The sequence below is a fragment of the Herbidospora galbida genome, assembly GCF_005233835.1.
GTDB classification, from domain to species: Bacteria; Actinomycetota; Actinomycetes; order Streptosporangiales; family Streptosporangiaceae; genus Herbidospora; species Herbidospora galbida.
The window spans coordinates 19,710-37,094 of sequence record NZ_SZQA01000015.1 but is presented as its reverse complement, the minus strand read 5'-3'; the positions used below and the strand labels follow the sequence as shown (position 1 = coordinate 37,094).

Below are 17,385 nucleotides of genomic sequence, written 5' to 3'. Positions count from 1 at the left end.
TGGTGATCCGGCAAGGACGGGGGGTGGGATCGCGGACATCAGAACAGGGTTTCGTCGTCGGCGCGCTTGGCCCTCTTCTTGGCCTTGTCATGCAGGCCGCGGGCGACTTCGTCGGCATAGCGCTGATGGTTGAGTTCAAGAAGCCGGTCGACGAACTCCCGTTGCACGGCAGGGCCGACCGTGTAGCGGATCTCTCGGCCAACAGGGTGATGGCCATGGTCGAGATTGTCGATCAGGTCATCCCAGCCGTAAGCCCGACAGACGGCCTCGTCGATGGCACGATGGATTCGGCGCAGCCCGATGATGTCCTCATCGGTATTCGCGGAGGAGTTCACCATGTTGTATGTGGAGGTCAGACCTACCTGCCGAGAGAGCATTAGGTTCCGGCGAAAAGCGTCGAGCTGATCACCGAGATTCCGCATCTCCTCCGTAAGCTCGGGGAGCGGCAAGGTTTCAAAGACATCCGAGGGCGTGTAGCGAACCCTGGTCTCCAAGGTCGACGCTCGCGTGAGAGTCCACCAGTAGTGGGGAGCAGCGGACAGCAACGCGAGAACTGCCGTATCGTCAGTGGCAAAAATGCCGAGGCCGTGCGAAAAAACGCTACCAGTTGGAACCATTGCAGGCATGACGATTTTCGTGTGGAGCACTATCACGATAACCCGCTCAAGCCCTGAAATCTTCCTCAACATTGCTGGCCGCTTCTCGCCAAATTGCCACCAGAAGTCGCGGTAAACTTTTCGATTATTCTTGTCACGCTCGGGCTTTACGAGCTCTAGAACTCTAAAGTAGGGACCCGGATAGGTTTGAGCGCGACTCAAGGGCCAATCTCGAAAATTGACTACCCATCGACTATTGGAGCTATCAGGACGCGCATTTAGATCCTGTCCACTTAGATATGGAGACAAAACCTGGACATTCCTTGAGTCTTCCTCAACTAGCATACCGGCCGCCTCAGGCTCCATTACAAATCCCAAGCCAAGAACCACAGAGCCTTGAAAACATATGCCCTCATTGGCTATGAGTCGCTTCGGGTTTCCGATTACCCTGGATTCGGGGTCTAGCGACGGAGTGATACCTGCCACTGCAATACCGCCAGCAAGGCGTTCCGCCTCCTCTGCCAGAGCCCGACGGCTCGTCCATACAGCACAGTACTCGAGGACGGCACTTTTCGAGGGCCAAGGCGAACTCTTGATGGACCGTCGGATAGTGATCCCTTTCGATACAAGCTGATCGAGACCGACCTGCCGGGTGTCACCCTGCGCAAGAGTATTCGTCGCAATGATTCCCACCTGCCCGTCAGAATTAAGCAATTCGTGAGCACAGAGCGTGAAGTATGCCACCAGATCTGCACTCCCGCGAGCACCTTGCCCAATTATTTCAACAAGGTATTCTCGATAGGCCACACCCATAGCACCAGTGAGTTTTTGCCCACCCAAAAATGGCGGGTTGCCGACAATGGCGTCAAATCCGGCCGCATTTGAGTATTCACCAGCACTATCTGTAAAAACTTCCGGAAACACTAGCGGCCACTGAACCGGTCGGCGAAAGAAAGTGCCTGGCACATGGTCCTTGTTGAGCCATTCATTCCGCTGTTGACGAGCCTCCACTTCTGCGCCAACCGAACCGTTGGTGATGCGACGAACGTAATCTGCTGCATTGATTGAGCCATCACGAAGCCCAACGTCTCCTCTGCTCACGTGCGCGAGAACCGCACCCACCGTCAGATCGGCGAACAACCGCGCCTGCGATGTCTTCAGTTCTGCATCCGCCAAGATGCTCCGCTTCTTGTCTAATGCCGCCAGAGGGTTATTCCCTAGTTGAATGGCCGCCAATTTCCGGCGTTGCTGCGCGACTTCGCGGACCACAGCCCGCGCTCCGACGGCAAAGTTAAGCAGCCCCCGCTCCTCGTGGATCTCTCGCCCTCGCTTCGGGTTCATGTGCATGACCTCGAGTTGGTCGAGCGAGGTGATCCCCAGCAGCGAATCCCCCGCGACCAACCGGTCGTCGAGGAAGGTGAAGGGACGTTCGCGGTCCATCGACACGAGCCAGAGCGACAGTTTGGCCATCTCCACCGCCATCGGATTGATGTCCACTCCGTAAAGGCAGTGTTCGATGATCTGGCGGATGGCCTCGACGACTACTGGGTCCTGGTCCGCATCTCCCGTACCAGAAGCTGAACCGGCCGCCCGATAGGCAACCGCACGGGGGTCTTCTTCCCGTGACCACGCCTCCACGAGATGCCGGCTCAGGTAGCGCGCGGCGGCGACCAGGAACGCCGCCGAGCCCATGGCGATGTCGGCGACTTTGAGCGCCAGGATCTCCTCGCTCGATTTCGGCTCCCACTTCGACCGGTCAGCCGTCTGGAGCGGCCCGACCCGGTAGACCAGCGGCTCCAGCGCCCCTTCGACCACCTGCTCGGCAAGGTCGCGCGGCGTGTAGTGGGTTCCGGTGTTCTTCCGCAGCGCCGACTCGGTCACATAGAGCGCCCCGTTGAGGATGACCACGGGCAGTTCGCGCAGGTCGTGGCGGAGAATGCCGTAGAAGGGCAGCACCTGCTCGGCCAGATCACGATCACCCACCGTCACGGCCAGCAGCTTGCGCAGCGCCTCGACGCGCTCGGCGCTCGACAGGGGCGCCAGGCGCTTGGCGACGGCCGAGGCCGTGCCGATGCCGGAGGACTTGTACTTCTCCGCCAGCCTCGCGGCCAGTTCCCCACCCGACTGGGCCGCGAGTCTCTGCAGGTCGGAAAGACTGACCTCTTCCTCCAGGCCGGACTTTCCGACCAGCCCGAGAACGGTGTCGGTGGCGCGGCGCCCCTCATAGGACAGCAGGCCCTCGTAGACGTAGCCGATCTGCTCGACGTCGAGTTCCCGGAAGCTGAGCTTGCGCCGCTCCCCCGTCTTTCGGGTCCCGATCTGCACGTACTGGACCGCTTTGAGCATGTGCAGCACGGTCCGGTCGTCGATCGACAGCGGTAGCCACGCATACACGTCGGGGTCGAACATGGAGCCGTCGTGGGCATGCATCTTCAGGCGGGGATGGTCGATGCCGGCGTACACGGCATTGAAGAGAGCAAGCAGCCGGTGCCAGGCCGCCTGGGTCTGCTCCAGGTCGTTCTCGCTGCCTTCCAGTGCGCGCTGCTCCAGTTCCGCGCACAGGCCCCCGGCCGAGTAGGCGGTGGCGTAGAGCTCGTTGTCCGACGGCAGCAACCCGCGTTCTTCGGCGAAGAGGACGAAGACGATGCGCATCATGACGGTCACCGCGCCCCGGTAGACGTCGTGGGCCTCGACGTCGTCGATGCCCGGGCCGCCCGCCTCGCGGTCGCGGATGCCGGCCCGGCCGATGGCCGCCACCAGCAGTTCGACCGCCTGGCGGACCTGGACACCCAGCGCCTCGGTGATGTCCTCCTGGTTGTCCTTGCTCGACTTGAGGAGGGCGACCAGGGTCTCGTCGTCGGGATAGGAGAAGAAGCGGGCCCGGCCCAGCAGGGAGACGAACGCGCGCACGACATCGCGCTCCGCGGCCTCGGGCCAGGAGATGGCGTCGAAGGTGGCGCTCGTTGTGACACCACCGCGCGGGGCCCACACGAGAGTCCACCAGCGGCCGTCCGTGGCCAGGCCGAGTTCGACGTCGTGGTGGCGGCAGAGCTGGGCGAGGCGGTCGACGGTGGTCGCGGCCCAGGCGTCTCCCTTGACGCGGGCGGTCGGGCGGTCGTCGCTGATCAGGCCGAGCAGCCGGACCGTGCCCGGCTTGGCTTCCTCACCCGGTGTGACCAGGGCGAAGTCGGACGTCAGCCAGGTGTCGTGTTGAGGGACCTCCAGGCTGAAGGTGTCGAGCCCGGTCGTGTGCAGGGCCTCCTCCCAGCCGAGGAGGTGGCGCAGTACGTACAGGATCCAGTCGCCGGAAAGCCCACCCGCCTGCCAGGTGCCGTGTTCGAGGCGCAGCCGCTCGCGGGCGGCCTTGTCCAGGGGGTCGAGCGACGGCCAGGTGCGCCGGAGCACGGGCAGGGAGAGGAACGGGCCGGAGACCTCGACGAGGCTCAGCCAGTCTTGGTGCACGCGGGACGCGTCGGGCTGCTTGCGCCAACCGGCCTGGCTCATCGGGAGGCCTCCTGCCTGGGAACGACGAAGATCACGGCTACGGGGAAAAGGTGTTCCTTGAAGTCGCGGTAGCGGGCCGCGACGGCTTCCTGCTCGCGCCGCCTCTCCTCGTCGAGCCGGTCGAGGCGGGCCTGCCACGAGTCGCGGTCCTTCAGATACTGGCGGATCTCCTGCTCGTCTTTGGTCGCCTCGATGACCGAGAACAGGCCGTCGTCCTCTTCACCGGCGGCCAGGGTGGCGCGCAGGGTGGCCGCGAACCGGTCGAAGTTGGCCGCGATGCGGTTCAGCTCGGCTTCCTGGCGTTTAGCCAGCGCGTTGTCGAGCGAGTCGCGACGGGTGCGCATGCGCGCCTCGATCGCGTCGACCAGGCCGGGCCGCATCCGGCCCCAGACCTCGGCCAGCCGCCGGTGCAGGTGGGGAGATGCGGGCAGTCCCTGGTTCAGGCCCCGGTCGAGGATGCCGCTGAGGGTGCCCTGGGCGTCGAGGCGGCGGAACCGGCCGCTCTGCTGGGCCCAGCCGCCGGCGTAGATGACCTCTTCGTGCAGCCGCATCCCGTCGCCGCCGACCAGGACGAATCTGGCATAGGCGCCGATCAGTGTGGTCTCCAGGGCGGGATCGTCGCTGATCACAGCGGTCACCCGGTTGAGACCGATGTCGGGGTTGGAGACCGCGGCGCGCAGGAGCCGGGTCGACATGGCGACCAGCGGGTGGTTGAGGTGGGCGAGCACGACGTCGTCGCGCAACTCGGTGAGAGCGGCCGGGTCGAAGGTCACCGGGCGCTGTTTCGGCGGGGCGCCGTCTTTGGTGATCTTCTCGAGCAGTCCGGCCGAGGCCCGTTCCCACGACGCGGTCAGCGTCGGCACCTCGAAGAGCCCTTCGGTGAGGTGCTTCTCGTCGAGGTGGGGCTTGAGCGGCTGCTGTCTGGCCAGGTCGAGGGCTGTGTCGACCACCCGTTTGATGTTCCCGGGGGTGATCCGCAGCTCGCCGACGGTCTCGTCGAGCCGCGCGCGGAGCTTTTTGACCTGTGCGCCGATGTCGGTCTCGACGGGTACGTCCTCGGTGGGGGCGACGCGATCGACGTCGTCGAGGCCGACGTCTTCGCCGAGCATGCGGCGCTGGACCCGCTCGGAGATGACCGCATTGACCGGACCGAGGTCCTTCTGCTGCCGGGCCACCTTCTCGGCGATGCGGGCGAGGAACTCCAGGTCGGCCTCATAGGAGTCGACGGCGGTGGTCCAGCCGGTGCCGATGAAGTGGCGGATGTCCGGAGTGTGCCGCTGGCCGTAGCGGTCGACGCGGCCGATGCGCTGTTCGAGCTTGTTGGGGTTGAACGGGATGTCGTAGTTGACCAGCCGGTGGCAGTGGTTCTGCAGGTCGATGCCTTCCCCCGCCGCGTCGGTGGCGATGAGAATCCGCACGTCGTATTCGGCGGGGTCCTTCTGAAAGGCCTGCCGCACCTGTTCGCGCTCTTCGGTGGACATGCCGCCGTGGAGCAGGTTCAGCCGGTCGCCGCCGAGACCTTCCTGCGTCAGCAGGCCGGCCAGCCAGGTCTGGGTGTCGCGGTATTCGGTGAACACCACGACGCGCTCGTTCTCCCAGTGCGTGTCGGGGCGGCAGACGGCCTTGAGATAGGTGATGAGCTCCCGCGCCTTGGCGTCAGGCCGGACGGCGTGCTTCTTCGCCCATTGCTGCATGCGCTCCAAGAGCTCGACCTCCTGCCGGGTCGCGCCTTCCTGCAGGGGGTGGGCGCGGTTGACCGCGTCGTCTTCGGCCTCGGCGAGTGACTCGTCGTCGAGCGAAGCCGTGTAGTCGGCGAACTCCTCCAGCCATTCGGGGACGTCGTCGGACTCGTCGAAGGTGTCGGCAGCCCTGCCCTTCACGGTTTCGAGGTAGACGCCGACCGTGTGAAGGAACGCAGCCGGGCTGGAGAAGAGCCGCTTCTTGAGCAGCAGGGTCACGAGGTCGGCCGCTTTGCGGCCGCGCTGCTTGGTCAGGCGCCTGCGCCGCACCTCGGCGAACTCTTTGAGGAGCTCGTGGATCTCCCGCTCGTCGGCCGGATAGAGAACGGGCATCGCGTGAGCTTCACGGCGGCGGAACCTCTCGGAACCGTCGGCGTTCTTGATGTCCCGCTTCAGTCGTCGCACGACGACATCGGTGAGCGCGGCGGAGTCGGGCTCGATCCCGCGGGCGAACCGCTGGTCGTCGAGAGTCTCCAGCAGCGCGGTGAACGACGCCTGGTAGCCGTTGTGGGGAGTGGCGGACAGGAACAGCCGGTGGGTGAAGTGGGGAGACAGCCTGCGGATGAGCTTCGTCTGCTGGGAGTCGACGGCGTACACCTGTTTGGGAGCGGCCGGGGCGACGTGGTGTGCCTCGTCGAGGATGAGCAGGTCGAAGGCGCGCTTCTCGCCGGTGGGGTCGAGCATTTCGTCGAGCAGCCGCTGCGCTTTCCGCCCTCGCAGCCAGGGGAGGCTGACGATGGTCAGCGGGTGGATCTCGAAGGGGTTGGCCGCGCTTCCGTGGGTGCGGCGAACAATCGCGCAGCGCTCCGTGTCGATGATGGTGAAGTCGAGGCCGAACTTCTCGGCCATCTCGTCTTTCCATTTCAGCGTCAGCCCCGCCGGGCAGACCACCATGATCCGCCGGGCGCGCTGCGTCAGCAGGAGTTCCTGCGCGACCAGGCCCGCCTCGATGGTCTTGCCGAGACCGACGTCGTCGGCGAGCAGGAGGTTGACCCTGGGCGCCTCGACCGCGCGGGCGACCGGCTCAAGCTGGTAGTCCTCGAGAGCGACGCCTGACCGGAACGGCGCCTGCAACATCTTCACGTCGGCGGAGGTGACGGCCGACCATCGGATCGCGTCGAGGAACGCCGCCAGCCGCGCGGGCGGGTCGAACGCGGTCACCTCAGGTAGTGAGCCGCCGGGCAGGACCCTGCTCCCGGGTTCGACTTCCCAGATCACGTCGAGCGTGTGGCCGTATCGCCCCTCTTCGACGCTCTGCAGGCTCACCAGCGTGCTGGACGCGCCCGCCTCGACATCGCTCACCACCCAGCGCTGCCCGCGAACCGCGACCAGGGCTCCGATGGCGGGTTTGTCCGACGTCGCACTCGTCACGTTCTCTCCTCGCCAACGGCATCGGTGGGGGCTGGGGGTCCGCTGCTTCGCGACAGTTTGGCAGCCCGGCGGAACGATCCAGATCGTTTTCGCCCGGAACGGCGTGCGGTGGAATCTACGCCACCTTTTTGTAGGTTGTCCAGAGCAGAGAAAGAGTTGTGCACTCGGTTCACAGTCTGCTCTAATTTGCGCCACCTACACACCGCGAGTCGCTCGGAGCCCCCCGTGTACAACAATCACCCGCAGCCCTACCCGCAGACCGTGATCGTCCAGAAGAAGGGAGGCGGCTGCCTGAAGGCGGTCCTTGTCGGAGCCGCCGTCCTCATGGGCTTGACCGTCGTGGGCGCGATCGTCAACGGCGGCGCCGAACCCGAGGGCGCCGGCACCGCGACAATGGCCGATCCCGCCGCAGAGGGACCTGCGGAGGAGACCGAGGCAGACGCGGAACCGGAGGAGCCGAAAACCGCGGGCATCGGCGACACCGTCAGAGACGGCGACTTCGCCTTCAAGGTGACGAAGGTCGAGAAGGGCCTTGCCCAGGTGGGCGAGGGCTTCCTCGTCTCGGAGGCGCAGGGGCAGTACGTGCTGATCCACGTGACGGTGAAGAACATCGGCACCGAGTCACAGATGTTCAGCGACTCGTCCCAGAAGCTCGTCGACAAGAAGGGCCGCCAGTTCGACGCCGACTCAGGGGCCGCCGCGCTTGGCCTGAAAAACTCCAACAGCTTCCTGAACAGCATCAACCCCGGCAACTCCGTCAAGGGCATCCTGCTGTTCGACGTCCCGAGGAACATCACCCTGAAGTCGGTCGAGCTACACGACTCGATCTTCTCTGACGGAGTAGAAGTCTCTCTGACCAAATGACGTCGCATGCCGTCGCACTGGTTGACATGCGTACCAACCACCCGGAATGATCTCGCCGAATTCCCCCGGATGGATCGGTCCATCCGGAATTCCAGTGGACGTACGCCCCAAATCTGAAGAGAGGTTCGGTCTCCCGTGACGGACCAGGAGCTTGCCGCCGAACTCCGCGCGCTCGCCGATCTACCCGGCCTCGATTCCCGGGCCCGGCAGTTGCGCGACCTGGCGGAGGCGGTCGTCGAGCCCGCGCAGGGCGAACGGTGGTGCGACCTGGACCTTTTCGCGGCATTCGACCCCGCCGACTCGGTGCAGGACTTTCCGGCCGACTCCCGGTTCCTCAAGAAGCTGGACTGGATCCAGTCGGTCATCATCTTCCTCCCCATCGTCGTCACCTGGTTGGGACTCAAGGTGGCGACCACCGCATACGGGGAAACGCTGGCCGCGGGCGGGGTCGAGGCAGCGCGCAGGCCATTCCTTGAGATGTGGCAGCAAGGCTTCGACGGCCGTCTGAGCGTCTGGTGGCGTTTCGACAACATCGCGATCGGGACTCTCATCGCGATCGCGGCCGTCGTCGCCATCACCATCACCGAACGGGTCAAGCGCCGGCAGGCCGAAGACCGCGCCATCGACGAGGCGGCCGCGCTGCGATCGCGTCTGCGGGCCGCTCTGACCGAGGCGTCCCTGATCCTCAACCAGGTGCGGCTGAGCTCCCCGGCCCGGTTCCAGGCAGAACTTTCCAAAGGCGCGGCCGACCTGAACAAGGTCGGCAAGACCATCGGCAAGCTCCACACGCAGGTGGTGGAGGCCCTCAGCACCGCCCTGGGGGCGACGGACCAGGCCACGGATGCTCTCACGGCCGGAGTCGCGCAGACCCGCGACTCGATGGCGACCGTCGAGAAGCACCTCACCGCGGTGACGGCCGCGGCCGAATCGCTCAAGGCGTCCGTCGACCGGACCGCTTACGCCATCGACGCCATCGGCGAGAAGACCGACGAGGCCGTCGGCCGCGTCGGCGAACGCCTAGGCAGTGTGCTCGCCGAGAGCACCAACGGCGTTCAGAGGTCGATCGACAACCTGACGAGCGCGACCGAGAAATCGGTGCGCGAGAGCACCACGGGCCTGAACACCCGGGTCGGCGAACTGGTGGGCGCCACCCTCGCGATCGGAACCGCCGTCGGCCGGGTCGAGACGGCCGCGGCCGAGAGCGGAGACCGCATCAGCCATGTCCTGGCGGAGACCAACGGGACCCTCGGCGCCGCCGGCACCGAGGTGCGGGAGGCCTTGGACGACTGGGCCTCCACCGCCAGCGCACACGCCTCCCGGATCGAACTGGTCGCCGACACGGCGGGCCGCACCGCGCAGCTGCTCGAAGACGCCCGGGACGCGATGGACCGGCTCCCGAACGACCTCACCACCGCGCTCAGAGAGATCCCCATGGCCGTCCGGGACGTCACCGGCCTCGACGTCGCCGAACTGCGCGACGCCATCGGACGTCTGGAGAACGCGGTGCTCCAAGCGGCCACCGCAGTGGCGGCCGGGACGGGTGGAGAGCGGGCTGCAGGATGACGCCCGCACGCCGCAGCGCCAAGCCCGCCCCGCTGGTGCTCCTGGCCGGCTGGCTGTTCGCCGACCTGCTGCTGGGGCTGACGATCATCATGCTGGGGGCGCAGGCTCCCCCACCCGTACCGGCCAAACCGGCCGCCGGGAAGAGCAGCCCCTCGCCGAGCCCGTCCCCCTGCTCGAGCCGGGCAGCGGGTGTGGCGGCCAAGCCCACGAAACTCTCGTTCCGGGTGAACCCCGGATCCTCGGAGCCACAGCTTCTCGGGCAGGTGAAACGGGAGCTGCGCAAGCACCGCAAGCGCCTCGCCGGGCGTAACGCGGGCATGGTCCTCACCTTCGGCGCCGACGGAGGGGCGGGCGACGGTGTGCACCTGGCCACCCGGGTCAACGCCGCCGCCCGTAAGGCGCTTCCGCGCGTCTTTGAAAGAGCGGCGACCCGCAATTTCCACGACCTCTCCGCGCCAAGCGGATCGGTCTCCATGGAGGTCTACTTCGTCTCCGGCGGCTGCGCGCCCGCCAAGAAGAGTGCGTGAATGGCCTTCCGTCCACATGCTCTCGACCGCGAGCGCGCCACGCTGGCCCTCGGGTCCACGCCGCTCGGTCATGGCACCAGCGGTGTCATCACACGTCTGGAGGGCGGGGAGAAGCTCCTCTACAAGGAGTACGCGCCACGGGCCGGCCGGGTGAACGGCACCGCTTTGGCCGATCTCGTCGAGTCGGGGCACCGTGACCCGGAGCTGCGGTCCCGCTGCTCCTGGCCGATGGCGAGAGTGGTCGACGGAGACCAGGTGACCGGTTTCCTGATGCGTGAAGCAGCCGGAGGATTCCATCGCACGGTCGGCGCGGAACTTGACCTCGCCACCCGGCATGATTTCGCCGTCCAGGCCGCCGAGCTCGTTCTCCACCTGCACGGCAAGGGCTGGATCGTCGGGAACCTGTCGATTCACAAGATCCTCTGGAGGCACGGCGAGATCTTCCTGGTGGGCTGCGACGGGCTGCGCAGGCACGGCGCGGAACCCGTGGTGCGGCCAACCGGGATTTCCAGCGTGGACGATCCGTGGCAACCGCCGACCGGCCCGGACTTCGACACCGACCGCTATCGCCTCGCACTCCTCATCGGCCGGACACTGTCCGGAGACCCCGCCGTACGACCAGGTGAGCCGCTCTTCCTCGATCCCGGATTCCCCGATCGGGTGTCTTCTGCGGTCAGCGAGATGTTCGCCCGTGCCGGTGGCCCGCGTGGCGGCCGCCCTGCGGCGTCCGAATGGCTGCAGTCTTTGTCCGGCCGCAAACGCATCGCGGTTTCCCGTCCTCTACTCGGCGGCGTGCGGGCCGGGGTGCTTTCGGATTCCGTACCGGAAGATCCGGAATCCGAGAATCTCGTCTTCGTGACTCGGGACCCTGAGGACTCGGAGCCAGAAATCTTCGAGTTCGAAATTCTCGATGTCGAGGAAGACGAGTACGCGGTAGTCGTGGAACCGGTTGCCGAGGAATCCCCCGACCTGTCGGTACCCGCCGAATCATTGGGCCGACGGGTGATCGACTCCCCTGTCTACGCCGAGCAGCGAGAGCTGGCGCCCCGCACCCCCGTCGATGACGTAACCGTCGCCTTTCTCGTCACCCATGTGGCGGACGGCAATGGCCGGGCCTCGGTCGCGGATCTCGCCCGGCTGCTCGGTGAGGAGCCCAGCCGGATGGTCATGCTGCTCCGTTCGGTCAGGGGCCTGCTCAACGTCGAACAGACCGAAGTGATCACGCTGAAGGACAACGACCGCACGGTCGTACTGAACGTGCCGCTGCTGGAAGAACAGTTTCTCGAGGAGGACGAACCGTGACCAAGGTCAGCCGTGCCAGGCGGCGGCAGATCATCGACGCGCTAGGCCGGGGGACCGTGCCCAGCGTGGGGCTCGACCTGTTCGCGGTCGGCATGGACCGCTTCGAGCGGGCACTCGACGACGACCTGACCGCGGTCACCGCCGGAGGCGCGGGTTTCAAGGCGATCCGCGGGGAATACGGCTCGGGGAAGACGTTCTTCGCGCGCTGGCTGGCCGAGAAGGCCAAGCGGAAGAAGATGGCGGCCAGCGAGATCCAGATATCGGAGCGCACTCCGCTGCACCGGCTCGACACGGTCTACCGATCCATGGTCGGCAGCCTGAGCACGGCATCCATCCGGCCCAGCGCACTGCGGGACATCGTCGACACCTGGCTGCTCACGCTCGAAGACGACACCGGGGTCGCCAGGGGTGACAGGAGGAAGCTGTCGGCGGCGGTAGAGGAGCTGATCGAGACCCGCCTGGCCGCGACCGCCAGAAACGCCCCGGCGTTCTCGGCAGCACTGCGCTTTTACCGGCGAGCCCTGATGACGGGCGACCAGGCGACCGCCGATGGCCTGCTCGCCTGGGTGAGCGGCGAACCGAACGTCTCCGCCACCGTCCGCCGTTACGCGGGTCTCAAGGGCGACGTCGACGGAGCCACAGCCCTCCACTTCCTTCAAGGACTGCTGACGGTGCTGCGCGACTGCGGCCATCCCGGGCTGCTGGTCGTACTCGATGAGGTCGAGACCCTCCAAAAGGTCCGCAGCGACTATCGCGACCGGGGCCTCAACGCCCTGCGCCAGCTCATCGACGAGATCGACAAGGGCCGCTTCCCGGGGCTCTACCTGGTCGTCACGGGCACGCCCGCCTTCTACGACGGCCAGCTCGGCGTCCAGCGGCTGACTCCGCTGGCCCAGCGGCTGCACACCGACTTCACCACGGACCCGCGCTTCGACACCGCTCGCGCGGTGCAGATCCGGCTCACCGGTTTCGACCGTGAGAGGCTCGTCACCCTCGGCTGCGTCGTCCGCGACTTGTACGCCGGGGGCGACCCCGCCGAACGCCGGATCAGAGACCGGGTCGACGACGTCTACATCAAGGACCTGGCCGGTGCGGTCGAGGGCCATCTCGGCGCGGGCGTCGCGCCCCGGATCTTCCTCCGCAAGCTCGTCCAGGACGTGCTCCACCGGGTCTCCGAACACGAGCACTTCGACCCGCGTCGTGACTACCGCCAGGTCAGCGTCGTGGCGAGCGAACTCACCGACGACGAGCGCAACGCCTATGAGAAGCGTCGTCGCGCCGTGTCGGCCGACGACGTCGATCTCGACCTGCCATGAGAACCGCCGCCCTCCACCCCACGCTCGCCTACCACCTGACCAACACCATGGGCTGGCCGAGCCTTAGGCCCTTTCAGGAGAAGGCCTCCCCTCCGATCGCCGAGGGCCGCGACACCCTGCTCATCGCGCCCACGGCGGGCGGCAAGACCGAGGCGGCGGTGTTCCCGCTGTTCGGCCTGATGGAAGAGCGCGGCTGGACCGGCCTGACCGTCCTGTACGTCTGCCCGCTGAAGGCCCTGCTCAACAACCTGCTACCCCGGCTGGAGAGATACGCCGCCTGGCTGGGCAGGAGGGTGGGGCTCTGGCACGGCGACGTGTCGGCGTCCCGCCGGCAGGCGATCCTGCGGGATCCGCCCGACATTCTGCTGACCACGCCCGAGTCGCTGGAAGCCATGCTCGTCAGCCGAGGCGTCGACCACCGCCGCCTGTTCGGGGGACTGCGGACGGTCATAGTCGACGAGGTCCACGCGTTCGCCCGAGACGACAGAGGATGGCACCTGCTGGCCGTCCTCGAGCGCCTCACCCGGCTGGCCGGCCGGCCGCTCCAGAGGGTCGGCCTGTCGGCGACCGTCGGCAACCCGCACGACCTGATGTCCTGGCTTCAGGGTTCGGGCTCGGCCGACCGCCCCGCGGATGTGGTCGCCCCGGACGAGGAGGCCGCTGCCGCCGCCGACGTGGAGCTCGACTACGTCGGTTCCCTTCCCAACGCGGCCCGCGTCATCGCGGCGCTGCACGGCGGTGAGAAGCGGCTCGTCTTCTGCGACTCGCGCAGGATGGTGGAGGAGCTCGGTGAGCTGCTCCGGGGCCAGGGCGTGACGACCTTCCTGTCCCACTCGTCGCTGTCGGCCGACGAACGCCGCCGGGCCGAAGAGGCTTTCGCCCAGGCGCGCGACTGCGTCATCGTCTCGACGTCAACCCTCGAACTCGGCATCGACGTCGGGGACCTCGATCGGGTCATCCAGATCAACGCCCCGTGGTCGGTCGCGTCCTTCTTGCAGCGGCTCGGCCGGACGGGGCGGCGGGCCGGCCTGCGGCGCAACTGTCTCGTGCTGGCGCTGACCCGGCACGACCTGCTCGCCTCGGCGGGGCTGCTGCTCCTGTGGAGCAGGGGGTACGTCGAGCCGTTGCACGCCCCGCCCCAACCACGGCACATCGTCGCCCAGCAACTACTCGCGCTCACGCTGCAGGAGGGACGGATCGGCGACGCCCTGTGGATCGACTGGTGGCGAGGGCTCGCTCCGTTCGAATCGGCCCAGCCCATCCTCGATCACCTGATCCGCGACGGCTATCTCGAACGGGACGGCGAAGGCCTCCACGTCGGCGCCCAAGCGGAGCAACGGTTCGGGCGCCGAAACTTCATGGACCTCACCGCGGTGTTCACCGCCCCGCCCGAGTTCACCGTCATGAACGGCGACACCGAGATCGGCCGCACCGATCCGGCCCTGTTGACCGCCGCCGTCCCGGGCTCGCGACTCCTGCTGCTGGCCGGTCGAACCTGGTCGGTGGAGTGGATCGACTGGAAGCGACGACGCTGTTTCGTCAGCCCCGTCGACGGCGGCGGCGGAAAGGCCCGCTGGTCGGGAGCCCAGTCGGTAGGCACCTCTTTCGCCCTGTCCAGAGCCGTGCGGGACGTCGTCCTCGGCACCGATCCGCCGGTCGGGCTGACCCGGCGGGCGACCGGTGAGCTTTCGCTGGCCCGCGGCGAGCATCGCGACCTCGTCCACCCCGACGGCACCGTGATCGCGCGAGAGAACGGAGATCTCCACTGGTGGACCTGGGCGGGTTACCGGGCCAACGCCACGATCAAGGCGACCCTCGGCGCGCTGGCCGACCCGACCCATCCCGTGGACGACCTGTCCATCCGGCTCAGGAACGACCTCACGGGCACCGGCTGGCGACGCGGCCTCGCAGACCGGCTTCGGCCACCGGCGATCGATGACCGGGCGCTGAACGGGCTCAAGTTCACTGCACTGCTGCCGCGGGAACTCGCCGCCGACACGCTCGCCACCCGTCTGGCCGACCCGGTGGCTGCCGTTTTCGTGCTGTCGAAACCGGTGCGGCTCGTGGTCAGGTGATCTTGGACAGGTCGACGATCACGTGACGCCCGTCCTGCTGGTAGCTCAGCAGCCGGTCGTCCCCCGCCGGCACCGGGATCGCGATCCCGCCCGCCTGCACCCCCCGCGCCGCCAGCGGCTTGACCCCCAGGTCGGCCACCTGCCCCGACACGAGGTCGTAGAGCCCCGCCCAGATCTCCCCCGGCCCCGCCATCGTGCTCGACGTGACGAACCGGTCGCGGGCGGGCCGGGACACCGGCGGGTCGGTCAGCTTGGTCGCGCGCATCCCGGCCCCCGACCGCGCCGACGCCAGCCGGTCGGCGGACACGCACAGGTTCACCCCGCACAGCGATCCGGGGCGGGTCTCCCGCCGCTCGCCCGTCTCGACGTTGACGGCCGTGGTGAACGCGCGGGCGGGCGACCCCACCCACGGCCACTTCAGCACGTGCTGCCCCTGCGTGCCGGGCACCTCGGCAGGCCGGCCGCCCGCGTAGGGCACCCGCCACACGCCCCCGGCGTCGGTCGACCACACGACCCCCTGAGGCGTCAGTTCCAGGCCGGTGACGGTTCCCGTCAGCGCGAAGGCCGCGATCGCGACCGGGTCGCCGCCTTCGAGCGGCACCGCCCAGATCTCGCCGACGCGGCCGGCGCCGTCGCGGCGGGCGGTCCACCACGCGATGTGGCCCGACCCGGCGGCGACGCCCGAGGGGTGGACCACCGTCCGGGGCGGCAGGGGGAGTTCGGCCAGGTCGGTGGTCTGCCCGTTCGTCAGCTTGTACGACACCAGCGCCTCCGACCGTTCGAAGCCCTTGGCCGCGGTCGCGAGCAGGGTGTCGTCGTCGAGGAAGAGGCGAGGGGTGAGCGTCCGGCCGTCGGCCAGCACGGCCGGGATGACGTGGACGGCCTGGGGCCAGAGGTTCTGCACGGGCGGCGGGCGTTCGACGAGCACTGTGCCGTTCAGGGTGCCGTTCAGGGTGCCGGTGAGCGCGAGGGCGGCGAGCAGGACGCGCAAAGATCAGCCCCCCACCGCGCCGCAGTCGGACACGAAGGAGCCCGTCTGGCGGCAGGTCTGGAGGGCCACGTCGGCGGCTTTCAGGTAGTGCCTGACGACGGTCCCCGCGCCGCCCGTGTTCTCGTCGTAGCCCTGGCCGACGCCGCCGACGCCAATGTAGGTGCGGACCGCCTGGCCGTCGGCCTCGGTGTCCCACACGTCGAGCACGCCCTGATCACCGGACCGGTCGAAGGTCGCCTGGCCGCCGCCCGGGGTCAGGGTCGTCACCGGGCCGCCCGCCGCCGCGCTCGCGGGCGCCGCCAACAGGGCCACCGTGAAGACGGCGGCGACAGCCGATCTGCGACGCATGCAAGCACGATAAGTCACGAATCTATAAAGTGCCTATCAACCGCCGGAAAGTGCGTCTTCGACCTCAGGGACGGCGAAGTCGTCGGGGTCGTCGAGCCAGCCGTGCGGCAGCAGCACCTTCTGCCGTTCGCCGCTCTTGCCGCGCGGGCCGTCGGCCGCCTCGCCGGGCCACGGCTGGTCGAGGTCGAGGCCCGACAGGCGCTCGCGCAGTTCGTCGAGCGAGGCGGCCTGGGCGGTCAGCCGCCGGGTCTCCGCGCCGACCGAGAACGCCTTCAGATACCACCCGACGTGCTTGCGGAAGTCGGAGACGCCGTGCTTCTCGTCGCCCATCACCTCGACCAGGAGCTCGGCGTGGCGCAGCAGCATGGTCACCACCTCGCCGAGGCGGGGCTCGGCGCGCTCGGAAGACCCGTTGAACGCGTTCTCCAGGTCGCGGAACAGCCACGGCCGCCCGAGGCAGCCGCGCCCGATCACCACGCCGTCGCACCCCGTCTGCGCGACCATGCGCAGGGCGTCGTCGGCCGTCCAGATGTCGCCGTTGCCCAAAACCGGCACGTCGCCGGGCACCGCGTCGCGCAGGCGGGCGATGGCGTCCCAGTCGGCGAAGCCGCCGTAGTGCTGGATGGCGGTGCGGGCGTGCAGGGCCACGGCCTGGACGCCCTCCTCGGCGGCGATCAGGCCGGCGTCGAGGTAGGTCAGGTGGTCGTCGTCGATGCCCTTGCGCATCTTCACGGTCACCGGCAGGGGGCCCGCGCCGGCCACGACCTCGCGGATGATCGACCGCAGCAGCCGCCGCTTGTAGGGCACCGCCGCGCCCCCGCCCCGCCGGGTCACCTTGGGCACCGGGCAGCCGAAGTTGAGGTCGATGTGGTCGGCCAGGTCCTCATCGACGATGATCTTGGCCGCGCGGCCCATCACCACCGGGTCGACCCCGTAGAGCTGGATGCTGCGCGGCGACTCGGTCGGCCCGAAGCGGATCATCTCGTAGGTCAGCGGGTTGCGTTCGACCAGCGCCCGCGAGGTGATCATCTCGCACACGAACAGCCCGCCGCCCTGTTCGCGGCAGAGCGTACGGTAGGCGCGGTTGGTGATGCCGGCCATCGGGGCGAGCACCACGGGGGGCCAGACGTCGAGCGACCCGATTTTCATCCACTCATTGTCGTCCACGGCCGGGAGTGACCGGTGCACT

At 67.8% G+C, this 17,385-nt stretch carries 11 protein-coding genes; 6 read left to right on the top strand and 5 right to left on the bottom strand.

Annotation, left to right across the window (positions count from 1 at the left end; genetic code table 11):
• Positions 1 to 38 precede the first annotated feature (38 nt).
• Positions 39 to 4,100, bottom strand: a complete 4,062-nt coding sequence (locus tag FDA94_RS17000; protein WP_137248043.1) for an Eco57I restriction-modification methylase domain-containing protein — start codon at positions 4,098 to 4,100, stop codon at positions 39 to 41.
• On the bottom strand, positions 4,097 to 7,210 hold the full coding sequence (gene drmD, locus FDA94_RS16995; RefSeq protein ID WP_137248042.1) for a DISARM system SNF2-like helicase DrmD: 3,114 nt from the start codon (positions 7,208 to 7,210) through the stop codon (positions 4,097 to 4,099). Before drmD ends, FDA94_RS17000 begins: the two co-directional genes overlap by 4 nt.
• A gap of 225 nt (positions 7,211 to 7,435) precedes the next feature.
• Between drmD and FDA94_RS16990 the strand changes: the two genes are divergently transcribed.
• The 6 genes from FDA94_RS16990 to FDA94_RS16965 all read left to right on the top strand — a co-directional run bounded on the left by FDA94_RS16990 (position 7,436) and on the right by FDA94_RS16965 (position 14,857).
• Positions 7,436 to 8,074 carry a DUF4352 domain-containing protein gene (locus tag FDA94_RS16990; RefSeq protein WP_137248041.1) on the top strand — a complete coding sequence of 213 codons (639 nt, stop codon included), beginning with the start codon at positions 7,436 to 7,438 and terminating at the stop codon, positions 8,072 to 8,074.
• 135 nt (positions 8,075 to 8,209) lie between these two features.
• Positions 8,210 to 9,637: a hypothetical protein gene (locus FDA94_RS16985; protein WP_137248040.1), complete on the top strand. Its 1,428-nt coding sequence runs from the start codon at positions 8,210 to 8,212 to the stop codon at positions 9,635 to 9,637.
• Entirely contained in the window at positions 9,634 to 10,164 is a 531-nt protein-coding gene (locus tag FDA94_RS16980; protein ID WP_062428744.1) for a hypothetical protein, read from the top strand. The genes FDA94_RS16985 and FDA94_RS16980 overlap by 4 nt, the downstream gene beginning before the upstream one ends.
• Positions 10,165 to 11,466, top strand: coding sequence for a hypothetical protein (locus FDA94_RS16975; RefSeq protein ID WP_137248039.1), 1,302 nt, complete (start codon positions 10,165 to 10,167; stop codon positions 11,464 to 11,466). It begins immediately after the preceding gene.
• Positions 11,463 to 12,782: a BREX system ATP-binding protein BrxD gene (brxD, locus tag FDA94_RS16970; RefSeq protein WP_137248038.1), complete on the top strand. Its 1,320-nt coding sequence runs from the start codon at positions 11,463 to 11,465 to the stop codon at positions 12,780 to 12,782. The genes FDA94_RS16975 and brxD overlap by 4 nt, the downstream gene beginning before the upstream one ends.
• Complete coding sequence (locus tag FDA94_RS16965) at positions 12,779 to 14,857, top strand: DEAD/DEAH box helicase (protein WP_137248037.1); 2,079 nt, start codon at positions 12,779 to 12,781, stop codon at positions 14,855 to 14,857. Before brxD ends, FDA94_RS16965 begins: the two co-directional genes overlap by 4 nt.
• Here FDA94_RS16965 and FDA94_RS16960 read toward each other — a convergent pair.
• From FDA94_RS16960 to dusB, 3 genes are read right to left on the bottom strand one after another with little or no spacing between them, the layout of a single operon-like run.
• Positions 14,850 to 15,848 (bottom strand): hypothetical protein, encoded by a 999-nt coding sequence (locus FDA94_RS16960; RefSeq protein WP_137248036.1) that lies wholly within the window; start codon positions 15,846 to 15,848, stop codon positions 14,850 to 14,852. The two genes, FDA94_RS16965 and FDA94_RS16960, sit on opposite strands and share 8 nt — an antisense overlap.
• A 3-nt stretch (positions 15,849 to 15,851) precedes the next feature.
• Positions 15,852 to 16,196 (bottom strand): hypothetical protein, encoded by a 345-nt coding sequence (locus FDA94_RS16955; RefSeq protein WP_137248035.1) that lies wholly within the window; start codon positions 16,194 to 16,196, stop codon positions 15,852 to 15,854.
• A gap of 36 nt (positions 16,197 to 16,232) precedes the next feature.
• Positions 16,233 to 17,345, bottom strand: a complete 1,113-nt coding sequence (gene dusB / locus FDA94_RS16950) for a tRNA dihydrouridine synthase DusB (RefSeq protein WP_137248034.1) — start codon at positions 17,343 to 17,345, stop codon at positions 16,233 to 16,235.
• Positions 17,346 to 17,385 lie beyond the last annotated feature (40 nt).

Bases quoted from the DNA above. Each gene is read 5' to 3' on its own strand.
- FDA94_RS16955 (WP_137248035.1), bottom strand. From the start codon at position 16,196: ATGCGTCGCAGATCGGCTGTCGCCGCCGTCTTCACGGTGGCCCTGTTG.
- dusB (WP_137248034.1), bottom strand. From the start codon at position 17,345: ATGAAAATCGGGTCGCTCGACGTCTGGCCCCCCGTGGTGCTCGCCCCG.
- FDA94_RS17000 (WP_137248043.1), bottom strand. From the start codon at position 4,100: ATGAGCCAGGCCGGTTGGCGCAAGCAGCCCGACGCGTCCCGCGTGCAC.
- FDA94_RS16965 (WP_137248037.1), top strand. From the start codon at position 12,779: ATGAGAACCGCCGCCCTCCACCCCACGCTCGCCTACCACCTGACCAAC.
- FDA94_RS16980 (WP_062428744.1), top strand. From the start codon at position 9,634: ATGACGCCCGCACGCCGCAGCGCCAAGCCCGCCCCGCTGGTGCTCCTG.
- FDA94_RS16975 (WP_137248039.1), top strand. From the start codon at position 10,165: ATGGCCTTCCGTCCACATGCTCTCGACCGCGAGCGCGCCACGCTGGCC.